The organism is Pseudomonas sp. R3.Fl (assembly GCF_023516765.1).
Taxonomy (GTDB): domain Bacteria; phylum Pseudomonadota; class Gammaproteobacteria; order Pseudomonadales; family Pseudomonadaceae; genus Pseudomonas; species Pseudomonas citronellolis.
The window spans coordinates 5,545,101-5,565,162 of sequence record NZ_JAMGSO010000001.1; the positions used below are offsets into that span (position 1 = coordinate 5,545,101).

A 20,062-nucleotide genomic window follows, 5' to 3' on the forward strand; every position below is an offset into this window, starting at 1 on the left:
CAATGTAACAGTGTTCCCGGCCGGGGCGCAGTCGCTACAATTCGGAAACTTTGTTGTTTATAAGGAACAATAATGGGGCTGGATGATGCGCTGATCTTCACCCGTGTCGTGGAGTTCCACAGTTTCACCCAGGCCGCCCACAGCCTGGGCATGCAGAAGTCCACGGTCAGCCGGCGCATAGCGCTGCTGGAAGAGCGCCTGGGCGTGCGCCTGCTCAACCGCACCACGCGCAAGCTGCGCCTGACCGAGGTGGGGCAGGCCTACTACGACCGCTGCCGGCAGATCATGCTCGACTTCGCCGAGGCCGAGCAGGCGGTGATGCAGTTGCAGCAGGAGCCTTCGGGCCTGCTGCGGATCACCGCGCCCATCGAGTTCGGCCAGCTGTACCTGGCCGAGGTGCTCGGCGACTTCATGCGCCTCTACCCGCAGATTACCGCGGAAGTGGAGCTCAGCTCGCGCACCGTCGATCCGCTGGAGGAGGGCGTGGACATCGCCATCACCGTCGGCCAGCCGGAGGACTCGACGCTGATCGCCCGCCGCCTGCTGGTGACCAGCCGCTGCCTGTGCGCCAGCCCCGGCTACCTGCAGCAGCACGGGCGGCCGCTGCACGTCGAGGACCTGGCGCGGCATCGCGCGGTGCTGCTGGCGCAGGACTCGCAACGCTACTGGCCGCTGCTGAACGAGAGCGTGCCCTGCCAGCGCGTGCTGTCCTGCAACAACATCTCCTTCGCCCGCGAGGCGGTGCTGGCCGGGGCGGGCATCGCCTCGCTGCCGGAGCTGATCGTCGATGTGGCACTGGAAAGCGGCCGCCTGGAGCGCCTGTTGCCGGAGGTGCAGCTGCCCATCGGCGAACTCTATGCGGTCTATCCCTCGCGGCGCTTCCAGGCGATGAAGGTGAAGACCTTCCTCGACTACCTGATCCACCGCCTGCCCATCGACGAAGCCCATCGGCTGGAGCCGGGGGCGGCGCGCCTGATAACATCGCACCCATGAATGCGGGCCGCGGTCCGCATCTTTCATTCCGGTTTTCACGAGAGCTTTCATGACCACTGTCCGCACCCGCATCGCGCCGTCCCCCACCGGCGACCCGCACGTCGGCACCGCCTACATCGCGCTGTTCAACCTGTGCTTCGCCCGCCAGCATGGCGGCAAGTTCATCCTGCGCATCGAGGACACCGACCAGGTGCGTTCCACCCGCGAGTCGGAACAGCAGATCTTCGACGCCCTGCGCTGGCTGGGCATCGAGTGGGACGAAGGCCCGGACGTCGGCGGCCCGCACGGCCCGTACCGGCAGAGCGAGCGCGGCGCCATCTACAAGCGGTACAGCGACGAGCTGGTGGAGAAAGGCCACGCCTTCCCCTGCTTCTGCTCCGCCGAGCGCCTGGACGCCATCCGCGCCGAGCAGCAGGCGCGCAAGGAAACCCCGCGCTACGACGGCCACTGCATGCACCTGCCCAAAGAGGAGTCGCAGCGCCGCATCGCCGCCGGCGAATCCCACGTGGTGCGCATGAAGGTGCCGACCGAGGGCGTCTGCGTGGTCCCGGACATGCTTCGCGGCGACGTCGAGATCCCGTGGGACCGCATGGACATGCAGGTGCTGATGAAGGCCGACGGCCTGCCCACCTACTTCCTGGCCAACGTGGTCGACGACCACCTGATGGGCATCACCCACGTGCTGCGCGGCGAAGAGTGGCTGCCCTCGGCGCCCAAGCTGATCAAGCTGTACGAGTACTTCGGCTGGGAACAGCCGGTGCTCTGCTACATGCCGCTGCTGCGCAACCCGGACAAGAGCAAGCTGTCCAAGCGCAAGAACCCCACCTCCATCACCTTCTACGAGCGCATGGGCTTCCTGCCCCAGGCGCTGCTGAACTACCTGGGCCGTATGGGCTGGTCGATGCCCGACGAGCGCGAGAAGTTCAGCCTGCAGGAGATGATCGACAACTTCGACCTGTCCCGCGTGTCCCTCGGCGGGCCGATCTTCGACATGGAGAAGCTGTCCTGGCTGAACGGCCAGTGGATCCGCGAGCAGTCGGTCGAGGAGTTCGCCCGCGAAGTGCAGAAATGGGCGCTCAACCCCGAGTACCTGATGAAGATCGCCCCCCACGTCCAGGGCCGGGTGGAGAACTTCAGCCAGATCGCCCCGCTGGCCGGCTTCTTCTTCAGCGGCGGCGTGCCGCTGGACGCCAAGCTGTTCGAGCACAAGAAGCTCGACGCCACCCAGGTGCGCCAGGTCCTGCAACTGGTGCTGTGGAAGCTCGAAGCGCTGCGCCAGTGGGAGAAGGAGCGCATCACCGCGACTATCCAGGCCGTCGCCGAACACCTGGGCCTGAAGCTGCGCGACGTCATGCCGCTGATGTTCCCGGCCATCACCGGCCACGCCAGCTCGGTGTCGGTGCTCGACGCCATGGAAATCCTCGGCGCCGACCTGTCGCGCTATCGCCTGCGCCAGGCCCTGGAACTGCTGGGCGGGGCGTCGAAGAAGGAAGCCAAGGAGTGGGAGAAGATCCGCGACGCCATCGCCGGCTGACGGATTCCGCCTGACAAAAGGCCGGCCGCCTCCGGGCGCCCGGCCTTTTTCGTGTCCATAATCCCTGGGGCCGGGCCGCGGTTGTAAGGGGCCGAAGGCGCGGCGCAGGGGAGGGGAACCGGGCTCCTTTGCTAAGTGATTGTTCTTTGGGAGAAAAAATTTAAAAAAGTCGAAAATTCTTGTTGACAGGGTTACCTCCCGCCCCTAAGATGCGCCCCGTTCCAGCGACGAACTGAACGACAGAGCGAAGCGGAACGGTAGATGTAGCGGTACTTTGGGGCTATAGCTCAGCTGGGAGAGCGCTTGCATGGCATGCAAGAGGTCGACGGTTCGATCCCGTCTAGCTCCACCAAATTACCAGTAGGTTTCGCCACTTCGGGGCGGAGCCGAAAATCGAAGGTTTGCGTCCCCTTCGTCTAGTGGCCTAGGACACCGCCCTTTCACGGCGGTAACAGGGGTTCGAGTCCCCTAGGGGACGCCACTTATTCCAGCGACGATGCGCTCGCGTCGTCCGCCAGAGTCATCTGGGGCTATAGCTCAGCTGGGAGAGCGCTTGCATGGCATGCAAGAGGTCGACGGTTCGATCCCGTCTAGCTCCACCAATTCGCCAGAGTCCGCCAGGCGCGGATTTCCTCGAAGGATACGTCCCCTTCGTCTAGTGGCCTAGGACACCGCCCTTTCACGGCGGTAACAGGGGTTCGAGTCCCCTAGGGGACGCCAATTTTCCCGCTCTGCGGGGCCTATAGGGCCACTCAATTTTCGAGTGGCCTTTTGTTTTTTCCCCTTTCGAAAATCTTCTTTCCCGACCGACGGTCGTCTTCGCCGCTTGCCGATTTTTATTATGGGCATAATATTTCACTCATAATATTTTGGAGTGCGCCATGAGTCCGAAGATTGGCAGCAACGAAAAAGGCCTGGGCGAGAAGAAGGCCCAGACCCGCGAACGCATTCTTTGCGCGGCCGCCGACGCCCTGGTCCGCCGCGGCCCGCTGGAGCCCAGCGTGGCCGAGGTGATGGGCGCCGCCGGACTGACCGTCGGCGGCTTCTATGCGCATTTCCAGAGCAAGGATGCGCTGATGCTGGAAGCCTTCCGCCACCTGCTGTCCTCGCGCCGGGCCAAGCTCAAGCACTTCGACCCGGACATGCCGTTCAGCGAGCGCCGGCAACTGGTCGCGGCCTTCTACCTGTCGCGCAAGCACCGCGACAGCGAGGAGCCGGGCTGCCCCATTCCCAGTTCCCTGGGCGACATGGCGCAACTGCCGGAGAGCTTCCACGAAGCCCTGGCCGAACACCTCGAACTCATGGTCGCCGAGCTGGCCGAGCGTCCCGAGGACGCCGACACCGTGCTCGCCGACATCGCCCTGATGGTGGGCGGACTGGCATTGGCGCGGGCCCTGGGCCCGAGCGACCTGTCCGACCGTGTCCTGCGTGCCGCCAAGAAAGCGGTGGATTGAGACCTCGAAGGAGGGCCTGGCAATGAGCAGCTTGACCTGGATCCGTGGCGTCAACGCCACCCTGGGGCGTGTGGCGCCGGAATGGGCGGCGCGACGCACGCGTGAAGTCTTCATGACGCCGCGGGCTCTGCAGCCGCGCGACTGGGAGTTGCCGCTGCTGGCCAGTTCCGAGCGCATCACCCTGCGCTTCGGCCTCTCCGCGCTGCGCTGGGGCGAGGGGCCGGCGGTGCTGCTGATGCACGGTTGGGAAGGACGGCCGACGCAGTTCGCCCACCTGATCCGTGAACTGGTCGGCGCCGGCTACGCCGTGGTGGCGCTGGATGGCCCGGCCCATGGCCGTTCGCCGGGGCGTGAGGCCCATCCGCTGCTGTTCGCCCGTGCCTTGCTGGAAGCGGTCAGCGAGTTGCCGCCGCTGCGCGCGGTGATCGGCCATTCCATGGGCGGCGCCAGCGCCCTGCTGGCGACGCAGATGGGGCTGCGCACCGAGGCGCTGGTCAGCATTGCCGCGCCGAGCCGGGTCATCTCCGTGCTGCGTCGCTTCGCCGGCTTCATGGGACTGCCGGCCGAGGCGAGGCACCGCTTCATCCGTCAGGTCGAGGCCTACACCGGCATGCCTGCGGCGCAACTGGATGTCAGCCGCTACACGCTGAATATGCCCGGGCTGGTGGTGCACGCCGAGGACGACCTGCAAGTGCCCGTGGCGGATGCGCAGGACATCCATGCGGCCTGGCCGCGCAGCCGCCTGTTGCGCCTGGAAGGCGGCGGCCACCAGCGCGTGCTGGCCGACCCGCGCCTGAGCGACGCCGTGCTGGTGCTGCTGGAGGGCCAGGAAGAGCAGTATCTGCTGCCCATGGCGTTGGCCTCCTGACGACAGGGGAGGGGCGGGACGCCGCCGAGCCCTGTAAACTGCCGGCTTCGATCATGCGGCCGGGTCCCGGACCCGGCCCCGGACTGGAGCAAGCGCATGGCCTGGGACCTGCCCGACCCCTTCGTCATCGACATCAGCGTGAACGCCGAGGACATCGACGGCCTCGGCCACGCCAACAACGCCGTCTACGTCAGCTGGCTGGAGCGTTGCGCCTGGCGCCATTCGCAGCGCCTGGGCCTGGACCTGGCCGAATACCGCCGGCTCGACCGCGCGATGGCGGTGGTGCGCCACGAAATCGACTACCTCGCTGCCGCCTACGAGGGCGAGGAACTGCAGATGGCCACCTGGATCGTCGAGTCCGATCAGAAGCTGCGCATGGACCGTCGCTTCCAGCTGGTGCGCCCGGCCGACGGCGTGACCCTGCTGCGCGCCCGCACCACCTTCGTCTGCATCGAACTGTCCAGCGGCCGGCCCAGGCGCATGCCGGTGGAGTTCATCGAAGGCTACGGCCGCGCGCTGCTCGGCGCCGCGCCGGCCTGACGGCACTTTGCGCGGGCGGCGAGTCCCCCTAGAATTCGCCGCCTTCGACAGTAAAGGTTCCCCGCCGTGCAAATTGCCCTGGCCCCGATGGAGGGGCTGGTCGACGAAATCCTCCGCGACGTACTGACCCGCGTCGGTGGCATCGACTGGTGCGTCACCGAGTTCATCCGCGTCACCGACCGCCTGCATCCGCTGGCCACCTACGAGAAGCTGGCGCCGGAGCTGCTGCACGGCAGTCGCACCCGCGCCGGCACGCCGATGCGCGTGCAGTTCCTCGGTTCCGACCCGCAGTGCCTGGCGGAAAACGCCGCCTACGCCTGCGAACTGGGCGCCCCGGCGATCGACCTGAACTTCGGCTGCCCGGCGAAGACGGTGAACAAGTCCCGCGGTGGCGCGGTCCTGCTCAAGGAGCCGGAGCTGATGTTCGCCATCGTCGAGGCCGTGCGCCGCGCGGTGCCGGCGCACATCCCGGTGACCTCGAAGATGCGCCTGGGCTACGAGTCCCCGGACGGCGTGCTGGATTGCGCCCGCGCCCTGGCCGACGGCGGTTCCGCTCACGTGGTGGTCCACGCGCGGACCAAGAGCGACGGCTACAAGCCGCCGGCTCATTGGGAGTGGGTGGCGAAGGTGGCGGATGCGGTGAGGGTGCCGGTGTTCGCCAATGGCGAGGTCTGGACCCTCGACGACTACCTGCGCTGCCGCGCCATCAGCGGCGTCGACGACATCATGCTGGGCCGCGGCCTGGTCTCGCGCCCCGATCTGGCCCGACAGATAGCCGCCTGGCGCGAGGGCAGGGAAGTGCGGCCGATGCCCTGGCACGAAGTGCACGTGCTGCTCGACGACTTCTGGCGCCAGGCCCGGCGCAAGCTGGCGCCACGTTATGCGCCAGGCCGCCTGAAGCAGTGGCTGGGCATGCTCACCCGCAGCTATCCCGAGGCGCTGGAGCTGTTCGCGCAGATCCGCCGCGAGAGCGACTGCGAGCTGATCGACCGGCTGTTGCAGGTCGAGGTGGAAGACGCCGCGTAGGATGGATTGCGCCGGTGCTCTTCGTAGGAGCGAGCTTGCTCGCGAATGAGCCCCGCAGCGGAGTCTGTTCGCGAGCAAGCTCGCTCCTACGAGAAGCCGTGCCCGAACAACCTTGTCCGCGATAGCCGGACGTCCCGGCGCGATTCGCGGATGAGATCCGCTCCTACGCTGTCCCGTCCACGTCATTCCCATGTAGGTGCGGGGAAATGCAGTGCCTCACGGAGCGCGTAGGGGCACGGAATCGAGCGAGCAGGCCTGCGGCCCCCTCACCCCAGCCCTCTCCCGGAGGGAGAGGGCTGGGGTGAGGGGAAAGCCCGAGCGCCGATGTCATGTCATTCCCCTGTAGGAGCGCGCCCTGCGCGCGAATCGCGGGCAGGGCCCGCTCCTACAGTTCGCCGTGAGGCATGGTGTTTCCCCGCCCTACCGCCCGCCACTGACATCGATGAATGTCCCGGTGCTGTAGCTCGACTCGTCCCCGGCCAGGAACAGGATCGCCCGCGCCACTTCCTCCGGTTCCCCGCCACGGCCCAGCGGAATGGCGCTCTTCAGCCGCTCCACGCGCCCCGGCTCGCCGCCGCTGGCGTGGATTTCCGTGTCGATCAGCCCCGGCCGCACGGCGTTGACGCGGATGCCTTCGGCCGCCACTTCCTTGGCCAGGCCGATGGTCATGCTGTCGATGGCGCCTTTGGCCGCGGCGTAGTCGATGTACTCGTTGGGCGAGCCCAGGCGCGAGGCCATGGACGACACATTGACGATGCTGCCGCCCGCGCCGCCATGGGATTTCGCCATGCGCCGCACCGCCTCGCGGGCGCAGAGGAAGCTGCCGGTGACGTTGACCGCGAACACCCGCTGCAGGCGCGCCGCGTCCATGTCTTCCAGGCGCATCTGGCGCTCCAGCATGCCGGCATTGTTCACCAGCACGTCGAGGCGGCCGAAGGCCTGGTCCAGTTCCCGGAACAGCTTCACCACTTCCTCTTCGCAGGCGACGTCCGCGGCGAAGGCCTCGGCCTGGCCACCGGCGTCGCGGATGCGCCGTACCAGCCCGTCGGCCGCTTCGCGCTGGCGGTGGTAGTTGATGGCGACGGCATAGCCGCGTTCGGCGGCGAGCAGCGCGGTGGCGGCCCCTATGCCGCGGCTGGCGCCGGTGATCAGCATGACTTTGCGCATGTGGCTGTTCCTTCGACGAGTGGGCTTGAAAGGCTGCGAGGCGACCCTATCTGTATCCGTGCGGGAGGCCGAAACCGGGTCCCGCTTCCGGAGTCCTGCTGACAGGCTCCACCAATGACCTTGCTGAATTATTCAGGAGATTCGCCATGAGCAACGTACTTTCTCTTGCCCCGCTGTTCCGCCAGTCGATCGGCTTCGATCGTTTCAACGACCTCTTCGAATCGGCGTTGCGCAGCGAGAACGGCAGTTCCTACCCGCCCTACAACGTCGAGAAGCACGGTGACGACCAGTACCGCATCGTCGTCGCCGCCGCCGGCCTGCAGGAGGAAGACCTGGAGCTGCAAGTGGAGCGCGATGTGCTGACCGTCAGCGGCGGCAAGCGCGAGAAGGCTGCCAGCGACGTCACCTACCTGCACCAGGGCATCGCCCAGCGCGCCTTCAAGCTGTCCTTCCGCCTCGCCGACCACATCGAGGTCCGCGGCGCATCGCTGAAGAACGGCCTGCTGAGCATCGAACTGGTGCGCATCGTTCCGGAAGAGGCCAAGCCCAAGCGGATCGCCATCAACGGCCAGCGCCCGGCGCTGGAGGGTTGATGACCCAGCCATGAAAAAGGCGCCGAAAGGCGCCTTTTTCTTTTCCGTCGCTTCAGACCACGCAGGCCATGGGCGCCACCGCCTGGGCGTCGAGCAGGGCCATGAAGGCCCGCGCGGCATTGGACAGGGTGCGCTCGGTGTGCAGGATGTAGCCCAGCTGGCGGCTGAGCTGGATGTCCTGCAGCGGCAGGCGCACCACCGTCTCGTCGAGCATGGTGCGCGGCAGCACGCTCCAGGCCAGGCCGATGGAGACCATCATCTTGATGGTCTCCATATAGTTGGTGCTCATGCCGATGTTCGGCGTCAGCCCCTCGGCCTCGAACATGCGCCGCACGATGTGGTGGGTGAAGGTGTTGCCGCCGGGGAACACCGCCGGGTGCCGCGCCACGTCGGCGAGGAACACCGGGCCCTGCATGGCCAGCGGGTGCTCGGGGGCGGCGACGAAGTCCAGCGGGTCGTCCCACACCGGCACCGCGCGCACCGGCTCGGCGGTTTCCGGGGCCAGGGTGATGACCGCCAGCTCGGCGCGGCCGTGGAGGATTTCCTCGTAGGCCACTTCCGAGTCACAGAACTGGATGTCCAGCGCCACCTGCGGGTGCGCCCGGGTGAAGGCGCGCAGCAGCGTCGGCAGGCGGTGCAGGCCGATGTGGTGGCTGGTGGCGAGGACCAGGCGGCCGCTGACCTCGCCGCTGAGGTTGGTCAGCGCGCGGCGTGTGTCGTCCAGCACATTGAGGATCTGGTAGGCCCGCGGCAGCAGGGCGCGGCCGGCCTCGGTCAGGCTCACTTCGCGGCCGACGCGGTCGAACAGGCGCACGCCGAGCTGGCTTTCCAGGGCGGCGATGCGCTTGCTTACCGCCGGCTGGGTCAGGTGCAGGCGCTCGCCGGCCTCGGAAAAGCTGCCGGACTCGGCGATGGCGAGGAAGGTGTTGAGGCTGGTCAGGTCCATCGAGGGGGCTCCAGGCGGCAGGCTACAGGCGGCAGGCGAAGGGCGGTCGGGGCGCTCTTGCCTGCAGCCTGCAGCTTATAGCCTGTAGCATTCCTCTTGGGAATCCTTTGAATAAAAAATATGAATTTGAGTTATTCGTCGACAGACCATAGCATCATCCCCACAAGCCCAAGGGGCATAGAAAGACGCTGATGAGGAATCTCTGATGGCCGGCAAGACGCTCTACGACAAACTCTGGGAATTGCATGAGGTGAAGCGCCGCGATGATGGCTCGTCACTGATCTACATCGACCGCCACATCCTCCACGAAGTGACCTCGCCGCAAGCCTTCGAAGGCCTGCGCCTGGCCGGCCGCAAGCCGTGGCGCATCGACGCCAACATCGCCACCCCGGACCACAACGTGCCGACCACCCAGGCCGAGCGCAAGGGCGGCCTCGAAGCCATCGCCGACGAAGTCTCGCGCATCCAGGTCAAGACCCTGGACGAGAACTGCGACGACTTCGGCATCCTCGAATTCAAGATGAACGACGTGCGCCAGGGCATCGTCCACGTGGTCGGCCCGGAGCAGGGCGCGACCCTGCCGGGCATGACCGTGGTCTGCGGCGACTCGCACACCTCCACCCACGGCGCCTTCGGCGCGCTGGCCCACGGCATCGGCACCTCCGAGGTCGAGCACGTGCTCGCCACCCAGTGCCTGGTAGCCAAGAAGATGAAGAACATGCAGGTGCGCGTGGAGGGCAAGCTGCCCTTCGGCGTGACCGCCAAGGACATCGTCCTCGCGGTGATCGGCAAGATCGGCACCGCCGGCGGCAATGGCCATGCCCTGGAGTTCGCCGGCAGCGCCATCCGCGACCTGTCCATGGAAGGCCGCATGACCATCTGCAACATGTCCATCGAGGCCGGCGCCCGCGTGGGCATGGTGGCGGTGGACGAGAAGACCATCGAGTACGTCAAGGGCCGCCCGTTCGCGCCCCAGGGCAGCGACTGGGACAAGGCCGTGGAAGCCTGGTCGGACCTCGTGTCCGATGAAGACGCCCACTTCGACACCATCGTCGAGCTGCGCGCCGAGGACATCAAGCCGCAGGTCAGTTGGGGCACCTCGCCGGAAATGGTCCTGGCCGTTGATCAGAACGTGCCGGACCCGGCCGTCGAGGCCGACCCGGTCAAGCGCGACTCCATCGTCCGCGCCCTCAAGTACATGGGCCTGAACGCCAACCAGGCGATCACCGACATCCAGCTGGACCGCGTGTTCATCGGCTCCTGCACCAACTCGCGGATCGAAGACCTGCGCGCCGCCGCCGCCGTGGCCAAGGGCCGCAAGGTCGCCTCCAGCGTCAAGCAGGCGCTGGTGGTGCCGGGCTCGGGCCTGGTCAAGGCGCAGGCCGAGCAGGAAGGGCTGGACAAGATTTTCATCGAGGCCGGCTTCGAGTGGCGTGAACCGGGCTGCTCCATGTGCCTGGCGATGAACCCGGACCGCCTGGAGAGCGGCGAGCACTGCGCGTCCACCTCCAACCGCAACTTCGAGGGCCGCCAGGGCGCCGGTGGCCGCACCCACCTGGTGAGCCCGGCCATGGCCGCCGCCGCCGCGGTGACCGGCCGCTTCATCGACGTCCGTGAATTGATGCAGGCCTGAGGAGACCGAACATGAAAGCCTTTACCCAGCACACCGGTCTCGTCGCGCCGCTCGATCGCGCCAACGTCGACACCGACCAGATCATTCCCAAGCAATTCCTCAAGTCGATCAAGCGCACCGGCTTCGGCCCCAACCTGTTCGACGAGTGGCGCTACCTGGACGTCGGCCAGCCGAACCAGGACAACTCCAAGCGCCCGATCAACCAGGACTTCGTGCTGAACTTCCCGCGCTACCAGGGCGCCAGCGTGCTCCTGGCCCGCGAGAACTTCGGCTGCGGCTCCTCCCGCGAGCACGCGCCCTGGGCCCTGGACGAGTACGGCTTCCGTACGGTCATCGCGCCGAGCTTCGCCGACATCTTCTTCAACAACAGCTTCAAGAACGGCCTGCTGCCGATCATCCTGAAGGACGAGGAAGTCGACGAACTCTTCCAGCAGTGCGAGGCCACCGAGGGCTACCAACTGACCGTCGACCTCGCCGCGCAGACCGTGACCCGCCCGGACGGCAAGCAGTACCACTTCGAAGTGGACGCCTTCCGCAAGCACTGCCTGCTCAACGGCCTGGACGACATCGGCCTGACGCTGCAGGACGCGGACGCCATCCGCGACTTCGAGGCCGGCTACAGGCAGCGCCAGCCCTGGTTGTTCCGCGACGCCTGACGGCGTCGCATCATCACCCCGCGAGGAGAAAGTCATGACCCAGAGTCGCCACGAAGCCGTGGTCGAGCGCCAGTTCGGCGCCCAGGCCAACGCTTACCTGAACAGCGCCGTGCATGCCCAGGGCGAAGAGTTCGCCCAGCTGCGCGAGCGACTGTCGGCGAGCAGCGGCGCCCGCGTGCTGGACCTGGGTTGCGGAGCGGGGCACGTCAGCTTCCATGTCGCGCCGCTGGCCGGCGAAGTGGTGGCCTACGACCTCTCCGAGCAGATGCTCGTCGTGGTGGCCTCGGCCGCCGCCGAGCGTGGCCTGGACAACATCCGCACGCGCCAGGGCGTGGCCGAGCGCCTGCCGTTCGAGGACGGCGAGTTCGACTTCGTCTTCAGCCGCTACTCGGCGCACCACTGGCGCGACGTCGGCCAGGCCCTGCGCGAAGTGCGCCGGGTGCTGAAGCCGGGCGGCGTGGCCTGCTTCATCGACGTGGCGGCCCCCGGGCTGCCGCTGCTGGACACCCACCTGCAAGCGGTGGAAGTGCTGCGCGACACCAGCCACGTGCGCGACTATTCGCCGTCCGAGTGGGCGCGCCTGGTCGGCGAGGCGGGCCTGGCGCTCACCGCGTGCAGCCGCCAGCGCCTGCGCCTGGAGTTCACCTCCTGGGTCGAGCGCATGCGCACGCCGGAGGTGATGCGCCAGGCCATCCGCGCCCTGCAGCTTTCCGTGGGCATTGAGGTGCGCGAGTATTTCGAGATCGACGCCGAGGGTTCCTTCAGCACCGACGTGCTGGTGCTCTGGGCGAACAAGTAACGGCTGCAAGCGACGAGCTGCAGGCGACAACAAGCGCCTGCAGCCTTTTACCTATTCCGAAGGAAGAAAGTGATGAGCAAACAGATTCTGGTTCTCCCCGGCGACGGTATCGGCCCGGAAATCATGGCCGAGGCGGTCAAGGTCCTGCAGCTGGCCAACGACAGGTTCCAGCTGGGCTTCGAGCTGACCGAGGACGTCATCGGCGGCGCCGCCATCGACAAGCACGGCGTGCCGCTGGCCGACGAGACCCTGGAGCGCGCGCGCAAGGCCGACGCCGTGCTGCTGGGCGCCGTGGGCGGGCCGAAATGGGACAAGATCGAGCGCGACATCCGCCCCGAGCGCGGCCTGCTGAAGATCCGTTCGCAACTGGGCCTGTTCGCCAACCTGCGCCCGGCCATCCTCTACCCGCAACTGGCCGACGCCTCCAGCCTGAAGCCGGAAATCGTCGCCGGCCTGGACATCCTCATCGTCCGCGAGCTGACCGGCGGCATCTACTTCGGCGCCCCGCGCGGCACCCGCGAGCTGGAGAACGGCGAGCGCCAGTCCTACGACACCCTGCCGTACAGCGAGAGCGAGATCCGTCGCATCGCCCGCGTCGGCTTCGACATGGCCCGCGTGCGCGGCAAGAAGCTGTGCTCGGTGGACAAGGCCAACGTCCTGGCCTCCAGCCAGCTGTGGCGCGAGATCGTCGGAGAAGTGGCCAAGGACTACCCGGACGTCGAGCTGAGCCACATGTACGTCGACAACGCCGCCATGCAGCTGGTGCGCGCGCCCAAGCAGTTCGACGTGATGGTCACCGACAACATGTTCGGCGACATCCTGTCGGATGAGGCTTCCATGCTCACCGGTTCCATCGGCATGCTGCCTTCAGCGTCCCTGGACGCCAACAACAAGGGCATGTACGAGCCGTGCCACGGCTCGGCGCCGGACATCGCAGGCAAAGGCATCGCCAACCCGCTGGCGACCATCCTCTCGGTGTCCATGATGCTGCGCTACAGCTTCAACCAGGGCGCCGCGGCGGACGCCATCGAGAAGGCGGTGAGCCAGGTCCTCGACCAGGGCCTGCGCACCGGCGACATCTGGTCCGAAGGCTGCAAGAAGGTCGGAACCCGCGAAATGGGCGATGCGGTAGTCGCCGCGCTGCGGAATCTGTAATCTCTCCGGTTCGCCCGCCCCTGGGCACCCGCACAGAGCGGGCAGGGGCGGCGGTCCACTACTTATTCGAAGGTGTAGTAGCGATGAAGCGTGTAGGTCTGATCGGTTGGCGTGGCATGGTGGGTTCGGTGCTCATGCAGCGGATGCTGGAAGAGCGGGACTTCGACCTGATCGAGCCGGTGTTCTTCACCACCTCCAACGTCGGTGGCGAAGGTCCGTCCATCGGCAAGGACATCGCCACCCTCAAGGACGCCTACAGCATCGAGGAACTCAAGAGCCTCGACGTCATCCTGACCTGCCAGGGCGGCGACTACACCAACGAAGTCTTCCCCAAGCTGCGTGAAGCCGGCTGGCAGGGCTATTGGATCGATGCCGCCTCCAGCCTGCGCATGCAGGACGACGCGGTGATCGTCCTCGACCCGGTGAACCGTCGCGTGATCGACCAGTCGCTGGACGCCGGCGCCAAGAACTACATCGGCGGCAACTGCACCGTCAGCCTGATGCTGATGGCCCTGGGCGGCCTGTTCGAAGCCGGCCTGGTCGAGTGGATGAGCGCCATGACCTACCAGGCCGCCTCCGGCGCCGGCGCGCAGAACATGCGCGAGCTGATCAAGCAGATGGGCGCCATCAACGCCGCCGTGGCCGACGACCTGGCCAACCCGGCCAGCGCCATCCTCGACATCGACCGCAAGGTCGCCGAGGCCATCCGCAGCGAAGCCCTGCCCACCGAGCACTTCGGCGCGCCCCTGGCCGGCAGCCTGATCCCGTGGATCGACAAGGAGCTGCCGAACGGCCAGAGCCGCGAAGAGTGGAAGGGCCAGGCCGAGACCAACAAGATCCTCGGCCGCTTCAAGAATCCGATCCCGGTGGACGGCATCTGCGTGCGTATCGGCGCCATGCGCTGCCACAGCCAGGCGCTGACCATCAAGCTGAACAAGGACGTGCCGCTGACCGACATCGAAGGCCTGATCAGCCAGCACAATCCCTGGGTCAAGCTGATCCCCAACCAGCGTGAAGCCAGCATGCGCGAGCTGACCCCGGCCGCCGTCACCGGCACCCTGAGCGTCCCGGTCGGCCGCCTGCGCAAGCTCAACATGGGCTCGCAGTACCTCGGCGCCTTCACCGTCGGCGACCAACTGCTGTGGGGCGCGGCCGAGCCGCTGCGGCGCATGCTGCGCATCCTGCTGGAGCGCTGATCGCAGCCTCCTCGAAGACGCCGGCCCTGTGCCGGCGTCTTGCTTTGTACAGGCGGAAAAAGTCGATCACTCGACAGAACGGCGAAGTCGCCGGCGCCGGCGTCGTTTTCTGTGACGGAGCGCGGGCTGGTGTCCGGCGCCCTGTGATTATCCTCGCTGCCCGGCCCGTTCGGGCCGGCCGGTGGGTTGGGGCCGCCGGGGGGAGTCATCGACAGCAGGGGATGGGGATGTTCCGCTTCGCGCACGTATTTCTGGCCGCCGCCGTCGCGGCCGCTTTCCTGCCGGCACGCGCCAGCGCGCTGGAACTGGGGGATATCGCTTCGCAGGCCGCGCTGGGCCAGACGCTGGATGCGCGGATCGAGCTGCGCGGCATGGGCGATCTCGGCAGCGAGGACCTCAAGGTCAGCCTGGTGCCGCAGCAGGAGGCCGAGCGGCTGGGCATGGAGCCCAACTACGTCTTCCTTTCCGGCTTGCGCTTCACCCCGGAGGTCGGGCGCAACGGCCGCGGGGTGATCCGCGTGCAATCCAGCGGCCCGGTGCGCGAGCCCTACGTCAACTTCGTCCTGCAGGTGGCCTGGCCGCAAGGGCGGGCCATGCGCGAATACACCCTGCTGCTCGATCCGCCGAACTACCAGGCCGTCGCCCTGGTGCCCAGCGCGCCGGTCGTTTCCGCCGCGCCGTCGGCGGCCATCGCGGCGCCGGTGAAGGCGCCGGGCGTCGCCGCGTCGGCGCCCTCGGGCAGCCACCGCATCGCCGCCGGCGACACCCTGTGGGCCATCGCCTCCCGCCACCGGCCGGCCGGGGATGCCTCGGTGATGCAGACCATGCGGGCGATCCAGGCGCTGAACCCGCAGGCCTTCATCGACGGCAACGCCAACCTGCCGCGGGTCGGCGCCGTGCTGCGCTTGCCCGACGCCAGCCAGGTCCGTGCCCAGGGGCATGCCGAGGCGGTGAGCCACTTCCAGGCCCAGGAAGCCCGCTGGCGCGAACGCCCCCGCGCACTGGACGCCACCCGCAAGGCGGCACCCGGTGCCGCGCCTGCCGTGGCGGAGGTGCGTGACCAACTGCGCCTGCAGTCCGGGCAGGCCTCGAAGCAACCCCAGGCGAAGGCCGCCGCGGAGCGCCTGGCGCTATTGCAGGAAGACCTGGACAGCGCACGCCGCCAGGGCGAGGAGCTGACCAGCCGGATCGGCGACCTGCAGAGCCAGCTGGACAAGCTGAACAAGCTGATCGAACTCAAGGGTGCGCAGATCGCCACCCTGGTGGCGCGCCTGGCGGCGCAGTCGCGGCAACAGGCCGCGGGCGCTCCGGCCGAGCCGCCGGTCGCCGTGGTAGGCAGTCCAACACCGCAGGCGGCGCCGGCCGCCGCGCAGGAAGTCGCCCGATAGGGGGAAGGCGAACGGCGATCGACGGGCACGGGCGCGATTGCCTGGGCGGGGAAGGGGGCAGTAAAGTGCTGCGTCTTGTTTCCTTCTAGTCCATGGGATTTTCGATGTCCGTCGACGTTGCTGTAGTAGGGGCCACCGGTCTGGTTGGCGAAGCGCTGGTCGAGTTGCTGGAAGAGCTGGACTGCCCCGTGGCCGAGCTGCACCTGCTGGCCAGCGGCGAGTCCGCCGGCAAGAGCGTGCCCTTCCGCGGCCGCAATCTGCGGGTGCGCGAGCTGGACGGTTTCTCCTTCACCCAGGTGAAGCTGGCGCTGTTCGCCACCTCGGCCGAGGTCGCCGGCGAGCACGCCGCGCGCGCCCTGGCCCAGGGTTGCACGGTGATCGACCTGAGCGGCAGCGTGGAAGGCGCCCTGGTACTGACGGCGCTGAACCCGGCGCGCCTGGACGAGCTCAGCTTCCCGGCGCTGCTGCGCGTACCCTGCGCCCCGGCTGCCGAGGTGGCCGAAGTGGTCGCCGCCCTGGGCGATTGCGTCGAACTGCAGGAACTGTCGCTGACCGCCTGCCTGTCCGCCTCGCAACTGGGCCGCGAAGGCGTGCAGGAGCTGGCCCGGCAGACCGCCGAGCTGCTCAACGCGCGCCCGGTGGAGCCGCGCCTCGTCGATCGCCAGTACGCCTTCAACCTGCTGGGCCTGGTCGGTGCGGCCGACGCCTCGGGCTACAGCGCCATCGAGCGGCGCCTGAACGCCGAGCTGAACGAACTGCTGCCGCAGCTGCAGGGCAGGGTGCAGGCGGACTGCCTGCTGGCCCCGGTGTTCTTCGGCGACGCCCTGAACCTCAACTTGCGCAGCGCCGTGCCGATAGATTTGTCGGAAGTGCGAGCCGCTCTGGAGGCGGCCGAGGGCATCGAACTGGTCGAGGACGATTACCCGACGGTGATCGGCGATGCCCTGGGCCAGGATGCCATCCACGTCGGCCGGGTGCGTCAGGGTGCCGCCGGCCCTTGCAACCTCAATTTGTGGATTGCGTCTGATAATGTGCGAAAAGGCCTGGGACTGAATGCTGCGAACCTGGCTGCATTATTGATAAAACACTATCTGTAAAAGATACTTATCGAATATTTGAAGAAGCATTCTAGCTTGGCAATACTGGCTTGGACGGCCCTGGCGGGGGGATATCCCGGCGTTTTCGACGCCGGGAATAGCGGGCGCCAGGTGTTGTTCCGAAACGCTCGAATCCAGAAGAAAGCTGTTAAAACAAGGGATTAGATTATGGTCCGGCTTCGTAAACTGGTGCAGGCAATTGCGGCTGCTTCGGCGTTGACCACCGGCATGGCGCATGCGCTGGGGTTGGGAGACATCCACCTGCACTCGGCGCTGAACCAGCCGCTGAATGCCGATATCGACGTGACGGACGTCCGCGACCTGACGGCCGGCGAGATCATTCCCAAGCTGGCTTCGCCGGAGGACTTCAGCAAGTCCGGCGTCGATCGCAACTTCTTCCTCACCGGGCTCAAGTTCACCGCGGTGGTCCAGCCCAACGGCAAGAGCGTCATCCATGTGACCTCCGACAAGCCGGTGCAGGAGCCCTACCTGAACTTCCTCGTGGAAGTGCTCTGGCCCAGCGGCCGGGTGCTTCGCGAATACACCGTGCTGCTCGACCCGCCGCTGTACTCGCCGCAGGTGGCTGCCGCCGCCGCGCCGCGTGCGCCGGTCGCCGCGCCCGCGCCCATCGCGCGCCAGCCCGTGGCCCCGGCCGCGCCCCGCGCCGTGGAGCCGGCCCCCGCGGCCAGCGCGCCGCGCCAGGCCCGCCTGGACGGTAACGAGTACCGCACCGGTTCCCGCGACACCCTGTGGGAAATCGCCTCCCGCGCGCGTCCCGACGGCAGCGTGACCGTCAACCAGACCATGCTAGCGATCCAGGACCTCAACCCCGACGCCTTCCTCGACGGCAACATCAACCGTCTGAAGAGCGGCCAGGTGCTGCGCCTGCCCGATGCCGAGCAGATCCGCAGCCGCTCCGCGGGCGAGGCCGACGTGCAGGTGCGCGAGCAGCGCAGCGCCTGGCGCGAAGGCCGCAGCCTGGCCGGTTCCTCCCGCCAGCTGGACGCCACCCGCCGAGCCAATGCCGGCGCTGCGCCCGAGCAGGCCGAGAGCAAGGACAACCTGCGCCTGGTCTCCGGCGAAGCCGGCAAGGCCAAGGGCTCCGACAAGGGCGCGAAGAACGGCAAGGCGCTTTCCGACAAGCTGGCCGTCACCCAGGAAAGCCTGGACAGCACCCGCCGCGAGAACGACGAACTGCAGAGCCGCATGACCGACCTGCAGAGCCAGTTGGACAAGCTGCAGAAGCTGATCGAACTGAAGGACGCGCAACTGGCCAAGTTGCAGGGCGAGCTGGCGACTACGCCGCAGCCCGCCGCGCCGGGCTCCGCGCCCGCGGGACAGCCGCCGGCGCCTGGCGCCGAAGCTCCGGCCGCCCCGGCAGCGGCTCAGCAGCCCGATGCCACGCCTGCCGCCCCCGCTCAACCGGCCGCGCCGGCAGCCGCCAAGCCGGCCGAACCCAAACCGGCGGCGCCCAAGCCCGCTGCACCTGCACCGGCCGCCGAAAACGAGCCGGGGCTGATCGAGGAACTGCTGGCCAACCCGACGCTGCTGGCCGCCATCGGCGGCAGCCTGGTGCTGGTCCTGCTGCTGGTGCTGCTCCTGCTGCGCCGCCGCGCGGCCCAGGCCGAGGCCGCCAAGGTCGAGCCCGCCGTGGCCGGCCCGAGCGGAACGGACGAGCCGCTGGAACTGGCTGCCGGCGAATTCGACAGCCTGAGCCTGGAAGACGAGGACGCAGCCCCGGCAAGCGCGCCGGCCGCCGGTGACAAGGTCGCCGCGCAGACCAGCGATCCGCTGGGCGAGGCCGATATCTACATCGCCTACGGCCGCTTCAACCAGGCCGCCGAACTGCTGCAGGGCGCCATCTACGACGAACCGCAGCGCGCCGACCTGCGCCTGAAGCTGATGGAGGTCCTGGCCGAGATCGGCGACCGCGAAGGCTTCGCCCGCCAGGAAAACGAACTGCGCGAACTGGGCGGCGCCGAACCGCAGGTGGAGCAGCTGAAGTCGCGCTACCCGGGCATGGTCGCGGCGGCTGCCGTGGCCGGCGGCCTGGCCGCGGCCGCAGCCAGCAGCGACGAGCTGGATCACTTCAGCCTCGATGACCTCGACCTGACCCACGACGGCGATGCGCCCGTCGGCGAACCGGTCGCACAGGCCGCCGGCGACCTGGACGACGCTTTCGACCTGGGCCTGGACGACCTGCAGCTCGACGACGAGGTGCCGCACGCCGCAGCCGAGCCGCAAGCCAAGGCCGACGAACTGTCGCTGGAGGACTTCGACCTCGACGACGACCTGCGCCTGGACGAGCCCACCGCCGTGGCCCAGCCGGCCCAGTCGGACGACGACTTCGCCTTCGACCTCGATCTGGAAGACGACCTGGCCAAGGCCGCCCCCGCGGCGCCCACGGCCAGCGACGCGCTGGACGATTTCACCCTGGACCTGCCGGACGAGCCGGCAGCCCCCGCGGCCAAGGAAGAGGACTTCCTCTTCGACCTGGGCGAGGAGGGCGCCGGGCTCGCCGCGAGCGCCGACGACGACTTCAGCTTCGACCTGGGCGCCGAGAGCGAGCCCGCGGCCAAGCCGGTCGAGGGCCTGGCGGACGACTTCGACCTGTCGCTGCCCGAAGAGGCCCCCCAGGAGCTGCCGGCCGACGACAGCTTCGCGGCCCAGCTGGACCAGGTCAGCGCCGAGCTGGACAAGCTCGCCAGCGACCTTGAGCAACCGGCCAGCCCGGCGGCATCGCTGGAGCCCGAGGTCGAGCCGTCGCTGGACTCCGCACTGGACGAGGGCGACGTGGACGACGAGTTCGACTTCCTCTCCGGCGCCGACGAGGCCGCGACCAAGCTCGACCTGGCCCGTGCCTACATCGACATGGGCGACGCCGAGGGCGCGCGCGACATCCTCGACGAGGTCATCAGCGAAGGCAGCGACCAGCAGCAGCAGGAAGCCCGCGAGCTGCTCGAACGCCTGTCCTGAGCAGGTCGCAGGTAAAGCGATGGCAGCCTTCGGGCTGCCAT

At 67.9% G+C, this 20,062-nt stretch carries 17 protein-coding genes and 4 tRNA genes; 19 read left to right on the forward strand and 2 right to left on the reverse strand.

Annotated elements, in window-relative coordinates; all coding sequences use genetic code 11:
* The first annotated feature begins 72 nt into the window (after positions 1–72).
* From M8R19_RS24495 to M8R19_RS24540, 10 genes are all read left to right on the forward strand, one after another.
* Positions 73–993: a LysR family transcriptional regulator gene (locus tag M8R19_RS24495; RefSeq protein WP_009621033.1), complete on the forward strand. Its 921-nt coding sequence runs from the start codon at positions 73–75 to the stop codon at positions 991–993.
* A 49-nt stretch (positions 994–1,042) separates the two neighbouring features.
* Positions 1,043–2,527 carry a glutamate--tRNA ligase gene (gene gltX / locus M8R19_RS24500; RefSeq protein WP_009621034.1) on the forward strand — a complete coding sequence of 495 codons (1,485 nt, stop codon included), beginning with the start codon at positions 1,043–1,045 and terminating at the stop codon, positions 2,525–2,527.
* Between the two features lie 276 nt (positions 2,528–2,803).
* A tRNA-Ala gene (locus M8R19_RS24505) sits at positions 2,804–2,879 on the forward strand.
* 53 nt (positions 2,880–2,932) lie between these two features.
* A tRNA-Glu gene (locus M8R19_RS24510) sits at positions 2,933–3,008 on the forward strand.
* 45 nt (positions 3,009–3,053) lie between these two features.
* Positions 3,054–3,129, forward strand: a tRNA-Ala gene (locus M8R19_RS24515).
* Positions 3,130–3,171: 42 nt separating this feature from the next.
* A tRNA-Glu gene (locus M8R19_RS24520) sits at positions 3,172–3,247 on the forward strand.
* Positions 3,248–3,441: 194 nt separating this feature from the next.
* Positions 3,442–3,981 carry a TetR/AcrR family transcriptional regulator gene (locus tag M8R19_RS24525; protein WP_043267950.1) on the forward strand — a complete coding sequence of 180 codons (540 nt, stop codon included), beginning with the start codon at positions 3,442–3,444 and terminating at the stop codon, positions 3,979–3,981.
* Positions 3,982–4,003: 22 nt separating this feature from the next.
* Complete coding sequence (locus M8R19_RS24530; protein WP_249919180.1) at positions 4,004–4,849, forward strand: alpha/beta fold hydrolase; 846 nt, start codon at positions 4,004–4,006, stop codon at positions 4,847–4,849.
* A gap of 96 nt (positions 4,850–4,945) precedes the next feature.
* Positions 4,946–5,389, forward strand: coding sequence for an acyl-CoA thioesterase (locus M8R19_RS24535; protein WP_009621037.1), 444 nt, complete (start codon positions 4,946–4,948; stop codon positions 5,387–5,389).
* Positions 5,390–5,455: 66 nt separating this feature from the next.
* Complete coding sequence (locus M8R19_RS24540; RefSeq protein ID WP_249919181.1) at positions 5,456–6,415, forward strand: tRNA dihydrouridine synthase; 960 nt, start codon at positions 5,456–5,458, stop codon at positions 6,413–6,415.
* 420 nt (positions 6,416–6,835) lie between these two features.
* On the opposite strand, the gene M8R19_RS24545 is transcribed toward M8R19_RS24540, so the two are convergent.
* Entirely contained in the window at positions 6,836–7,582 is a 747-nt protein-coding gene (locus M8R19_RS24545; protein WP_069863769.1) for an SDR family oxidoreductase, read from the reverse strand.
* 146 nt (positions 7,583–7,728) lie between these two features.
* Between M8R19_RS24545 and M8R19_RS24550 the strand changes: the two genes are divergently transcribed.
* Positions 7,729–8,175 carry an Hsp20 family protein gene (locus tag M8R19_RS24550; protein WP_009621040.1) on the forward strand — a complete coding sequence of 149 codons (447 nt, stop codon included), beginning with the start codon at positions 7,729–7,731 and terminating at the stop codon, positions 8,173–8,175.
* Between the two features lie 52 nt (positions 8,176–8,227).
* Here the strand turns inward: M8R19_RS24550 and M8R19_RS24555 are convergent, their stop codons facing one another.
* Positions 8,228–9,121, reverse strand: a complete 894-nt coding sequence (locus M8R19_RS24555) for a LysR family transcriptional regulator (protein ID WP_074984799.1) — start codon at positions 9,119–9,121, stop codon at positions 8,228–8,230.
* 205 nt (positions 9,122–9,326) lie between these two features.
* Between M8R19_RS24555 and leuC the strand changes: the two genes are divergently transcribed.
* The 8 genes from leuC to M8R19_RS24595 all read left to right on the forward strand — a co-directional run bounded on the left by leuC (position 9,327) and on the right by M8R19_RS24595 (position 20,021).
* Entirely contained in the window at positions 9,327–10,754 is a 1,428-nt protein-coding gene (gene leuC, locus M8R19_RS24560; RefSeq protein ID WP_249919182.1) for a 3-isopropylmalate dehydratase large subunit, read from the forward strand.
* Between the two features lie 11 nt (positions 10,755–10,765).
* Positions 10,766–11,410, forward strand: coding sequence for a 3-isopropylmalate dehydratase small subunit (gene leuD, locus M8R19_RS24565; RefSeq protein ID WP_074984795.1), 645 nt, complete (start codon positions 10,766–10,768; stop codon positions 11,408–11,410).
* 34 nt (positions 11,411–11,444) lie between these two features.
* Complete coding sequence (locus tag M8R19_RS24570; protein WP_249919183.1) at positions 11,445–12,209, forward strand: class I SAM-dependent methyltransferase; 765 nt, start codon at positions 11,445–11,447, stop codon at positions 12,207–12,209.
* Between the two features lie 72 nt (positions 12,210–12,281).
* Complete coding sequence (leuB, locus tag M8R19_RS24575) at positions 12,282–13,364, forward strand: 3-isopropylmalate dehydrogenase (RefSeq protein ID WP_249919184.1); 1,083 nt, start codon at positions 12,282–12,284, stop codon at positions 13,362–13,364.
* A gap of 83 nt (positions 13,365–13,447) precedes the next feature.
* Positions 13,448–14,560, forward strand: a complete 1,113-nt coding sequence (gene asd / locus M8R19_RS24580) for an aspartate-semialdehyde dehydrogenase (protein ID WP_058072014.1) — start codon at positions 13,448–13,450, stop codon at positions 14,558–14,560.
* Positions 14,561–14,787: 227 nt separating this feature from the next.
* Positions 14,788–15,948 (forward strand): type IV pilus assembly protein FimV, encoded by a 1,161-nt coding sequence (locus M8R19_RS24585; RefSeq protein WP_249919185.1) that lies wholly within the window; start codon positions 14,788–14,790, stop codon positions 15,946–15,948.
* A 104-nt stretch (positions 15,949–16,052) separates the two neighbouring features.
* The gene (locus M8R19_RS24590; protein WP_249919186.1) at positions 16,053–17,045 is read left to right on the forward strand and encodes an aspartate-semialdehyde dehydrogenase; all 993 of its coding nucleotides are present in this window, start codon (positions 16,053–16,055) and stop codon (positions 17,043–17,045) included.
* Positions 17,046–17,213: 168 nt separating this feature from the next.
* Positions 17,214–20,021, forward strand: coding sequence for a motility hub landmark protein FimV (locus M8R19_RS24595; protein ID WP_249919187.1), 2,808 nt, complete (start codon positions 17,214–17,216; stop codon positions 20,019–20,021).
* The last annotated feature ends 41 nt before the right edge of the window (positions 20,022–20,062 follow it).

Excerpts from the sequence above, each read along its gene's own strand:
- M8R19_RS24495 (WP_009621033.1), top strand. The coding sequence starts at position 73 with ATGGGGCTGGATGATGCGCTGATCTTCACCCGTGTCGTGGAGTTCCAC.
- gltX (WP_009621034.1), top strand. The coding sequence starts at position 1,043 with ATGACCACTGTCCGCACCCGCATCGCGCCGTCCCCCACCGGCGACCCG.
- M8R19_RS24530 (WP_249919180.1), top strand. The coding sequence starts at position 4,004 with ATGAGCAGCTTGACCTGGATCCGTGGCGTCAACGCCACCCTGGGGCGT.
- M8R19_RS24535 (WP_009621037.1), top strand. The coding sequence starts at position 4,946 with ATGGCCTGGGACCTGCCCGACCCCTTCGTCATCGACATCAGCGTGAAC.
- M8R19_RS24545 (WP_069863769.1), bottom strand. The coding sequence starts at position 7,582 with ATGCGCAAAGTCATGCTGATCACCGGCGCCAGCCGCGGCATAGGGGCC.
- M8R19_RS24550 (WP_009621040.1), top strand. The coding sequence starts at position 7,729 with ATGAGCAACGTACTTTCTCTTGCCCCGCTGTTCCGCCAGTCGATCGGC.
- M8R19_RS24555 (WP_074984799.1), bottom strand. The coding sequence starts at position 9,121 with ATGGACCTGACCAGCCTCAACACCTTCCTCGCCATCGCCGAGTCCGGC.
- leuC (WP_249919182.1), top strand. The coding sequence starts at position 9,327 with ATGGCCGGCAAGACGCTCTACGACAAACTCTGGGAATTGCATGAGGTG.
- leuD (WP_074984795.1), top strand. The coding sequence starts at position 10,766 with ATGAAAGCCTTTACCCAGCACACCGGTCTCGTCGCGCCGCTCGATCGC.
- M8R19_RS24570 (WP_249919183.1), top strand. The coding sequence starts at position 11,445 with ATGACCCAGAGTCGCCACGAAGCCGTGGTCGAGCGCCAGTTCGGCGCC.
- leuB (WP_249919184.1), top strand. The coding sequence starts at position 12,282 with ATGAGCAAACAGATTCTGGTTCTCCCCGGCGACGGTATCGGCCCGGAA.
- asd (WP_058072014.1), top strand. The coding sequence starts at position 13,448 with ATGAAGCGTGTAGGTCTGATCGGTTGGCGTGGCATGGTGGGTTCGGTG.
- M8R19_RS24585 (WP_249919185.1), top strand. The coding sequence starts at position 14,788 with ATGTTCCGCTTCGCGCACGTATTTCTGGCCGCCGCCGTCGCGGCCGCT.
- M8R19_RS24590 (WP_249919186.1), top strand. The coding sequence starts at position 16,053 with ATGTCCGTCGACGTTGCTGTAGTAGGGGCCACCGGTCTGGTTGGCGAA.
- M8R19_RS24595 (WP_249919187.1), top strand. The coding sequence starts at position 17,214 with ATGGTCCGGCTTCGTAAACTGGTGCAGGCAATTGCGGCTGCTTCGGCG.